The organism is Faecalibacterium sp. DFI.5.82, from assembly GCF_029076575.1.
Classification (GTDB): domain Bacteria; phylum Bacillota; class Clostridia; order Oscillospirales; family Ruminococcaceae; genus Faecalibacterium; species Faecalibacterium duncaniae.
In genome coordinates this window covers 1-296 of the sequence record NZ_JARFIS010000889.1, presented here as the reverse complement: position 1 = coordinate 296, position 296 = coordinate 1, and the positions used below count along the sequence as shown (strand labels likewise).

General features: G+C 53.4%; 1 protein-coding gene. It reads left to right on the top strand.

The genetic code is table 11. From position 1 onward, the window contains the following. Window positions 1-296: hypothetical protein (locus P0G09_RS19370; RefSeq protein ID WP_275253487.1), on the top strand; the 296-nt coding region annotated here is incomplete at both ends.

Genomic DNA, 296 nt, shown 5'->3' with positions numbered 1-296 from the left:
CGCAAACCGGGATTACAATTATTTCCAGCGGGGCAGCAGCATCCATAATATGGCCTTCAACCCCAGAAAGCTGGATAGTGTGCGGCACTGCCACGCGCTGATGGAAAATGTGAAGCGTGATTTCCCCCAGTTGAGCCGTGCGGCAGAATGCCGCTATCTGAGCTATGTCTGCAATATCCTGTTCCAGATTGAGGACTGGCAGCATGAAATGATTGAAAAGGCCCTCTGGCAGGAAGTGAAAAAATACCGCCGGAACGTTCTGCTGGATCCGCAGGCCCGCAAAAAGGCCAGGCTGG